We start from the raw sequence: 7,611 nt of genomic DNA, 5'->3' as shown, positions 1-7,611 counted from the left end.
AAATTGGTAGACACAGCGGACTTAAAATCCGCCGCCGCTCAACCCGGCGTACCGGTTCGATCCCGGTTCGAGGCACCATGGTCGCGCGCAAGGACGAACAGGTCCAGAATGGAGAGCCGGGCCACCGGCCGGAGAGCAACATGTCCGATTACGACGCCCCTTTCGAGATCCATGTGCACGGTGACGTGCCGCTGCGCGCCGGCGTCACCTATGCCCAGCTGCAGGAGGCGCTGAAGCCCCTGTGGTCCTATGCCGGCGCGCGCTCGCTGGCGGATGCCGCCGAGAGCGCCTACGAGGAGGAGCCGGGCATCCAGTTCGACGCCCACACGCACATGCTCTCGCTGTGCTGGACGGTCTCGGGCGACCTCGACTTCCGCCAGCAGCTCGACGAGATGTGCATGGGCCTGAACGACCTGGCCGAGCGCGGCGCGGCGATCGAGGTGAGCTTCTACGACACCGAGTTCGACGACGACGAGGCGCAGGGCGACGAGGAAGCCCGTGACGACTTCGTCATGCTGTTCGTCGGCCCCACGCCGGCGGCCATCATGCAGGTGCAGCGCGACCTGCTGGTCGAGGATGTCGTGCACATGATGGAGCGCCACTTCGACGCTGCCGAGCTCGATGGCGTGGTGGCCGAGATCGACAAGCTGTTCACCCAGCGCTTCGACAAGCTGGTGAGCTCGCTGGAGATCGGCAAGCCGCCGCGCGGCGGCGGCAGTGGCGGCGCGGGCGGCCACGGCGGCGGGCGCCGGCCGCGTCACCTGCATTAGAGTTCGTCATCCCCGCGTCGGCGGGTTCGACGAGGAGCATGCATGGCCGCGCTTTCCACGGATGCCCTGAACCCCGGCGTGCGCAAGCGCGAGGTGTTCGGCTGGGCGATGTACGACTTCGCCAACTCGGGCTACACCACGGTCGTCATCACGGCGGTGTTCGCGGCCTACTTCGTGGGCGGCGTCGCGCAGAAGGCCGAGTGGGCCACCTTCGCCTGGACGCTGGCGCTGTCCATCTCGTATGCCATCGTCATGCTCACCATGCCCAGCCTGGGCGCCTACGCCGACCTGCGCGCGGCCAAGAAGCGCGTGCTGGCGGTGGTCACGGCCGGCTGCGTGGTCAGCACCGCGGCGCTGGCCTTCGCGCAGCCGGGCACGGTGGTGCTGGCCATGCTGCTGATCGTCGTGTCCAACACCTTCTTTGCCTACGGCGAGTCGCTCACCGCCGCCTTCCTGCCGGAGCTGGCCCGCACGGAGGCGATGGGCAAGGTCAGCGGCTGGGGCTGGGCCTTCGGCTACTTCGGCGGCATGCTCGCGCTGGGCATCTGCCTGGGCTACGTGATCTGGGCGCAGAAGCAGGGCCAGGCCGCCGCGCAGTTCGTGCCGGTGACGATGCTGATCACCGCCGGCCTCTATGGCGCGGCCTCGCTCGTCACCTTCCGGCTGCTGCGCGAGCGCGCCCGCCCGAACCCCGAGGCCCTGGCAGAAGGCGGCCTGCGCGCCTCGATCGCGCGGCTGCAGCGCACCTTCGCGGAGGCCCGCCGCTACCGCGACTTCATGTGGCTCATGGCCTGCGCGGTCTGCTACCAGGGCGGCGTGGCGGTGGCCATCGCGCTGGCGGCCATCTACGCCGAGGCGGTCATCGGCTTCCAGCAGCAGGAGACGATGGTGCTGATCTTCGTGCTGAACTTCGCCGCGGCCGCCGGCGCCTTTGCCTGGGGCTACCTGCAGGATCGCGTGGGGCACAAGCTCGCGCTGGGCAGCACCCTGGTGGGCTGGATTGCCACCTGCGTCATCGCCGCGCTGTCGGTCACCAAGGGCCAGTTCTGGTGGGCCGCGGCCATCGCCGGGCTGTGCATGGGCTCCAGCCAATCCGCGGGCCGCGCCATGGCCGGCCTGTTCGCGCCGCCGGCGCAGCTGGCGGAGTTCTACGGCCTGTGGACCTTCGCCGTGCGGCTGGCCAGCATCATCGGCCCGCTCAGCTACGGCGCCATCACCTGGGCGACCGGGGGCAACCAGCGCATGGCCATCCTGGCGACCACGCTGCTGTTCGTCGCCGGCCTGGTGCTGCTGCTGAAGGTGGACGTGGAGCGCGGCAAAAAAGCCGCCCTCGGCCTGGCAGCCGGGGCGGCGTGAAGCGGCTCGCGCCGCACGGAGGTGAGTCGTTGTCGCGCCAAGGGCCATTGCCCCTGGCGGTTCGACAGGCGGGTCAGGGCGCCGGCGCGAAGCGGACCTCACCGCCCGAGAGGTAGTAGGCCCCCAGGGTCGACTGCACGCTGCGCTCGGCGGTGACGTCGTAGCGGGCGTAGCGCTGCGCGTCGGCCGGCGTGCCGTCGAAGCGCGTGGCCACCACAGTGGGTTGCTGCACCAGCGTGCCGGCGGCGGTGTCCACCACGAAGCGCGTCAGGCCCTGCGTGGCGACGCTGGAGAAGCCGCTCGTGGATGCTTCGGTCAGGCGGGCGGGCAGGGCGATGCGCGCGCGGCCGCCGGCCTCCAGGATGTTCACGCCATGGCGGCTGCCATCCAGCGCGCTGGTGCTGCCACGGCCCCCGAGCGAGATGGAGGCGGCGACGCGCGGCGTAGCCGGGTTGCGCACGTCGAACAGCGCCACCTTCAGGCCCTCGACCACGCCGCTCGCGCTGGCGTCGCGGCCGATGCCCACCAGCCAGTCGCCACCGGCGATGGGGCGCAGCACTTCCGAGTAGCCGGGCATCACCAGTTCGCTCACCGTCTTCGGGTCCGCCGGATCCGAGAGGTCGAGTACGTACAGCGGGTCGGTGCGCCGGAAGGTCACCACATAGGCGCGCGGCCCGGCGAAGTGCACCGCGTACACCTGCTCGCCCTCATGGCCCAGTGGCGCCGGCCGGCGGCCATTGGGCAGCGAGCCCACGGCCTGCAGCGTGCGCGCCGAGGCGTTCTCGCGCAGCACCGTCAGCGTGGCGGGCGAGGGCTTGGCGGTCGTGATCGGCGAGGCCTGCGGCGTGCCGGACCAGCCGGTGTCACCGGTGTAGGTGACCACGCGCAGGTCGCCGTTGTGCTCGCTCATGCGGTAGGGCATCTTCTCCGCGTCCCAGCCCAGGTGGCCGGGCACCTGGCCGGAGGCGCGGTAGGTGACGCCGAGGCCCGCGAGCGCGAACTTGTGGATGTCGGTCGTGGTCTCGCGCGGGAACACCGCGGCCGTGAAGGCGGCGGCGATCCACACCTGCTGCGAGCTCGCGATGTACACGTTGGCGGGCGACATGTAGACGGCGCTGCCGTCGCCCACGAAGCACCGGCTGGCGCGCTGCAGGCTGCCACTGGAGAGGTCGATCGCGGTGATCGTCGTGAGCTGCAGGCCCAGCGTGGCGTTGGCCGGCTGCACGTAGCAGTCGGTCTCGGCCACCAGGGGCTGCGCCGCGCCGCCGTTCACGCGCACCTTGGGCAGCAGCGCCTCGGCCGTGAGCGTGGCCAGCGTGGTGCTCACCTGGGCCGGCGTGCTGTTGGCGGGCACGCGCCACGCCGACAGGTCGGGCGTCCAGCTGCTCACCACATACAGCACGTTGCCGATGCGGCGGCTGGCCACCAGCCAGCCGTCGATCTCCATGCGGGCCTGGGCCGCGGGCAGGGCACCGGTCTGCACGCCGTACACATCGAGCGCGATGCTGCGCTCGGTGGGCATGGCGATGAGCGAGGTCGCCGCCGGCAGCGCGGGCTGGATGACGCCGTAGCTGCTCTTCTCGCTCAGCACCGCCAGCCGGCGGGCCTCTTCCGCCAGGAACAGGCCGGAGGCGCGCCAGTCCGCGCGCAGGGTGAGGCTGCCCAGGTCCTGCAGGTTGCCGTCGGACTGGATGCGCGAGACGCCCAGCCGGTCGGGCTCTGGCGTCGGCGTGTCGTAGCGCGCCGCGTGCAGCGCGTAGAGCATCTGGCCGTCGGTCTTCAGCCGGTCGTCCTCGTCCACGCCCTGCTCCTGCAGCGTGGTGCCCGAGAAGGCCGGCGCGGGCGAGAACACCACGGCGGTGCCCGGCAGCGAAACGGCGGTCCCCTCCAGGCCGGCGGCGGCGCGCTCGCCCACCTGCTTGCGGAAGTACGCGAGCACCTCGCCGGAGGCCGCCGCCTTCAGTGCCGAATCGCCGGCGGGAGGCGGCGCAGTCCCGTCGCCACCCCCCGCTGCGACCCCCGCACCACCGCCGCCACCGCAACCCGCCACCAGAGCGAGCGCGACCGCGGTCATGCAGGTCCGGGCCCAGGCGCGCGGTCCGCGCGCCACGGGCGTCATCGTCATGGATCTCATGTTCTTTTCCTTGTCCTTGTCCCTGTCCGGCACGTCCGGGCCGGCGCGGTGGGGGCCCCGCTGGCCCCCGGCTGCTTGACGGCAGATGCGTGACAGCGCGTCAGTGCGTGGGATAATATCCCACAAATGACGAGGCCGCAACCGATCCCGGCCCGCCACCTCAGCTACCATCGCCCAGCCCATGGCCACCCGCTCCGAAACCGTCCTGGCTGCCGTGCTCGCGCTGTTCAAGCCGCTGGCACGCACGCTGCTGCGACACGGCGTGGCGTATCCGGCCTTCAGCGTGGCGCTCAAGCAGGTGTTCCTGGAGGCCGCGCGCGAGGAGTTGCAGCAGGCCGGCCGCAAGCAGACGGACAGCGCGCTCAGCCTGCTGTCCGGCGTGCACCGGCGTGACGTGCGCACGCTGACGCGGCTGCCCCGCGCCGGCGCCGGCACGGGCGTGGACGCACCCATGAACATGGCCAGCCAGGTGGCCGGTCGCTGGCTGAGCGAGCCCGACTGCCTGGACACGGAGGGCGCGCCGCGCGTGCTGCCCCGCGCCGGCGCCATGCCCAGCTTCGACGGCCTGGTCAACGCCATCAGCCGCGACGTGCGACCGCGCGCGGTGCTGGACGAACTGCTTCGGCTGGGGATGGTGGAAGAGGGCGTCGACGGCATCCGCTTGCTGGTGCCGGGCTTCGTGCCGCGCCAGGGCTTCGAGGAGATGGCCGCGCTGCTGCGTGACAACCTGCATGATCACGCGGCCGCCGCGGCGGCCAACCTGGATACGGATGCGAACTGGCTGGAGCAGTCGCTGTTCGCGGACCGGCTCACGGCAGAATCGGCGCATCAGGTGCACGTGGCCGCGGCCCGCGCCTGGCGGGTCGCGTTCCGATCCGTCATGCGCGAGGCGCAGGCGCGGCATGCCCACGACGAGATCCACGCTGACGCGGCGCGACGGACGCACCGCGTGCGATTCGGGAGCTATTTCTATGCCGAGCATGACCAACCCCCTGGCCCCTGACTGGGCGCGCCGCGCGCTGGCGGCTCTGGCCACGGCGCTGCTGGTGCTGGGCCTCGCCGCGTGCGGACCGGGCACGGGGGGCACGGGCACGGGGCCGGTGCAGGGCGTGCAGCTGTTCGGCGCCGGAGCGCAGCCCTCGTTCTCGCCGCCGGGTGCGGCCTGCGTCGGCGACTGCGTGGGCGCCCAGCTGCGCCTGGAGCCCGAGGCGGTGGAACTGGCCAGCGCCTGCCTGCGCTTCACCCGCGCGGGTTCGTGGTCGACCGACGCCGCCGGCCTGGCCCTGGTCGAGGGGAGCCTGGAGACGCAGGGTCGGGACGGCCGCCAGACGCAACCGGCCACCCTGCGCCTGCAGTTCAATGGTGCGGCCGACGTGGCCACCAGCGTGACCGCCACGCTGACGGATGCGCGCGGGGTGGTGCTGCTCGGCCCGGTCACGCTGGGCCGGCAGGCGGCCGCGGGCGTGACGGCCGCCTGCACGCCCTGACCGGGCGCTGCGCGTGGCCGCGCGATCAGGCCGTCACGGCTTGCGGCAACCAGCGCGTGGCGGCGTTCAGCAGCGGCTCGAGCGCACCTGAACTGCGCCACGTGACGTGACCCGCGTCGGGTGCAGGTGGCGCGAGCAGGCCTGCGGCCGCGAGCACGCGGCGGGTCTGCCGGGCCACCGGCCCGGCGCTGTCCACCAGCGTGATCCCGGGGCCGAGCGCATCGCGCAGCGCGTCGGACGCAAAGGGGTAGTGGGTGCAGCCCAGCACCACGGTGTCGATCTCCCCCGGCCGGGTGCCATGCCGCGCGGCCTCGACGGTGTAGCGGCGACAGAGCGCGGCGACGGCGGCCGCGTCGCCGGCCTCGATGGCGGCCGCCAGGCCGTCGCAAGGCTGCCGGGTGACCTGCACGTCGCGCGCCACGCCCGCCAGCAGCGTGGCGAACTTGGGGCTGGCCAGGGTCGCGCGAGTCGCGAGCACGGCCACGTGGCCGGTGCGCGTGAGGGCTACGGCCGGCTTCAGCGCCGGCTCCAGGCCGATGACGGGCAGATCCGGATGCGCCTGCCGCAAGGCGTGCACGCCGGCGGCCGTGGCGGTGTTGCACGCGACCACCAGGGCCTTGATGCCATGGGCCGCGCGCAGCTCCGTGGCGATGGCCAGCGCGCGTTCGCGCACGGCCGATGCGTCACGCTCGCCGTAGGGCGCGTGCGCGGCATCGGCGAAGTACACCCAGCGCTCGTGCGGCAGTTCGGCCCGCAGCGCGCGCAGCACGCTCAGGCCGCCGATGCCGCTGTCGAACACGCCGACGGGGGCGCGGGGATCGAGGGCCGCCGTCCGCGCCGGGGCGGCGGCCGGTGCCCGCGTGCTCAGGCCGCGACCACGGGGATGGTCTTGAATTCCCCGCTCGCGATGCGTTGCTGCCACTCGGCCGGACCGGTGATGTGGGCGCTGGTGCCGCCGGCATCCACCGCCACGGTGACCGGCATGTCGACCACGTCGAACTCGTAGATGGCTTCCATGCCCAGGTCGGCGAAGCCGACCACGCGCGCCTGCTTGATCGCCTTGGAGACGAGGTAGGCCGCGCCGCCCACGGCCATGAGGTAGGCGCTCTGGTGCTTCTTGATCGCCTCGATCGCCACCGGGCCGCGCTCGGCCTTGCCGATCATCGCGATCAGGCCGGTCTGCGCCAGCATCATGTCGGTGAACTTGTCCATGCGGGTGGCGGTGGTGGGGCCGGCGGGGCCGACCGCCTCGTCACGCACCGGGTCCACCGGGCCCACGTAGTAGATGACGCGGTTGGTGAAGTCCACCGGCAGCGGCTCGCCCTTGGCCAGCATGTCCTGGATGCGCTTGTGCGCTGCATCGCGGCCGGTGAGCATCTTGCCGTTCAGCAGCAGCGTGTCGCCGGGCTTCCAGCTCGCGACCTCGGCCTTGGTCAGCGTGTCCAGGTTCACCCGCTTGCTCTTCTGCGTGTCGGGCACCCAGTTGACGTCGGGCCACAGGTCGAGGCTGGGGGCCTCCAGGTAGACCGGGCCGGAGCCATCCAGCACGAAGTGCGCGTGGCGGGTGGCGGCGCAGTTGGGGATCATCGCCACCGGCTTGCTGGCGGCGTGCGTGGGGTACATCTTGATCTTCACGTCCAGCACGGTCGTGAGACCGCCCAGGCCCTGCGCGCCGATGCCCAGCGCATTGACCTTCTCGTACAGCTCCAGCCGCAGCTCCTCCACCTGGGTGAGCTTCTCGCCGCGCGCGGCCTTGGCCTGCAGTTCGTACATGTCCAGGTCGTCCATCAGGGACTCCTTGGCCATCAGCACCGCCTTCTCGGCCGTGCCGCCGATGCCGATGCCCAGCATGCCGGGCGGGCAC

At 72.2% G+C, this 7,611-nt stretch carries 7 protein-coding genes; 4 read left to right on the top strand and 3 right to left on the bottom strand.

Going from position 1 to position 7,611, the window contains the following annotated elements; genetic code table 11:
* Positions 1 to 140 precede the first annotated feature (140 nt).
* Positions 141 to 770 carry a DUF6806 family protein gene (locus ACE3T5_RS20270; RefSeq protein ID WP_374669919.1) on the top strand — a complete coding sequence of 210 codons (630 nt, stop codon included), beginning with the start codon at positions 141 to 143 and terminating at the stop codon, positions 768 to 770.
* Positions 771 to 812: 42 nt separating this feature from the next.
* Positions 813 to 2,126: an MFS transporter gene (locus tag ACE3T5_RS20265; protein ID WP_374669918.1), complete on the top strand. Its 1,314-nt coding sequence runs from the start codon at positions 813 to 815 to the stop codon at positions 2,124 to 2,126.
* 73 nt (positions 2,127 to 2,199) lie between these two features.
* Here ACE3T5_RS20265 and ACE3T5_RS20260 read toward each other — a convergent pair whose 3' ends face one another.
* On the bottom strand, positions 2,200 to 4,251 hold the full coding sequence (locus ACE3T5_RS20260) for a beta-propeller domain-containing protein (RefSeq protein ID WP_374669917.1): 2,052 nt from the start codon (positions 4,249 to 4,251) through the stop codon (positions 2,200 to 2,202).
* Positions 4,252 to 4,441: 190 nt separating this feature from the next.
* Here ACE3T5_RS20260 and ACE3T5_RS20255 point away from each other — a divergent pair, with 190 nt between their 5' ends.
* Positions 4,442 to 5,263, top strand: coding sequence for a DUF6502 family protein (locus tag ACE3T5_RS20255; RefSeq protein WP_374669916.1), 822 nt, complete (start codon positions 4,442 to 4,444; stop codon positions 5,261 to 5,263).
* Positions 5,241 to 5,747: a hypothetical protein gene (locus tag ACE3T5_RS20250; RefSeq protein ID WP_374669915.1), complete on the top strand. Its 507-nt coding sequence runs from the start codon at positions 5,241 to 5,243 to the stop codon at positions 5,745 to 5,747. Before ACE3T5_RS20255 ends, ACE3T5_RS20250 begins: the two co-directional genes overlap by 23 nt.
* Before the next feature lie 25 nt (positions 5,748 to 5,772).
* On the opposite strand, the gene murI is transcribed toward ACE3T5_RS20250, so the two are convergent.
* Both murI and ACE3T5_RS20240 read right to left on the bottom strand, forming a co-directional pair.
* Complete coding sequence (murI, locus tag ACE3T5_RS20245; protein ID WP_374669914.1) at positions 5,773 to 6,546, bottom strand: glutamate racemase; 774 nt, start codon at positions 6,544 to 6,546, stop codon at positions 5,773 to 5,775.
* Positions 6,547 to 6,611: 65 nt separating this feature from the next.
* On the bottom strand, positions 6,612 to 7,611 hold a 1,000-nt coding region (locus ACE3T5_RS20240; protein ID WP_374669913.1), incomplete at its 5' end, for a FumA C-terminus/TtdB family hydratase beta subunit.

Source organism: Ramlibacter sp. (assembly GCF_041916345.1).
In the GTDB taxonomy this organism is placed as follows: domain Bacteria; phylum Pseudomonadota; class Gammaproteobacteria; order Burkholderiales; family Burkholderiaceae_C; genus Ramlibacter.
This window is presented reverse-complemented; position numbering and strand designations above follow the sequence as displayed.

Bases quoted from the DNA above. Each gene is read 5' to 3' on its own strand.
- ACE3T5_RS20270 (WP_374669919.1), top strand. From the start codon at position 141: ATGTCCGATTACGACGCCCCTTTCGAGATCCATGTGCACGGTGACGTG.
- ACE3T5_RS20265 (WP_374669918.1), top strand. From the start codon at position 813: ATGGCCGCGCTTTCCACGGATGCCCTGAACCCCGGCGTGCGCAAGCGC.
- ACE3T5_RS20260 (WP_374669917.1), bottom strand. From the start codon at position 4,251: ATGACGATGACGCCCGTGGCGCGCGGACCGCGCGCCTGGGCCCGGACC.
- ACE3T5_RS20255 (WP_374669916.1), top strand. From the start codon at position 4,442: ATGGCCACCCGCTCCGAAACCGTCCTGGCTGCCGTGCTCGCGCTGTTC.
- ACE3T5_RS20250 (WP_374669915.1), top strand. From the start codon at position 5,241: ATGACCAACCCCCTGGCCCCTGACTGGGCGCGCCGCGCGCTGGCGGCT.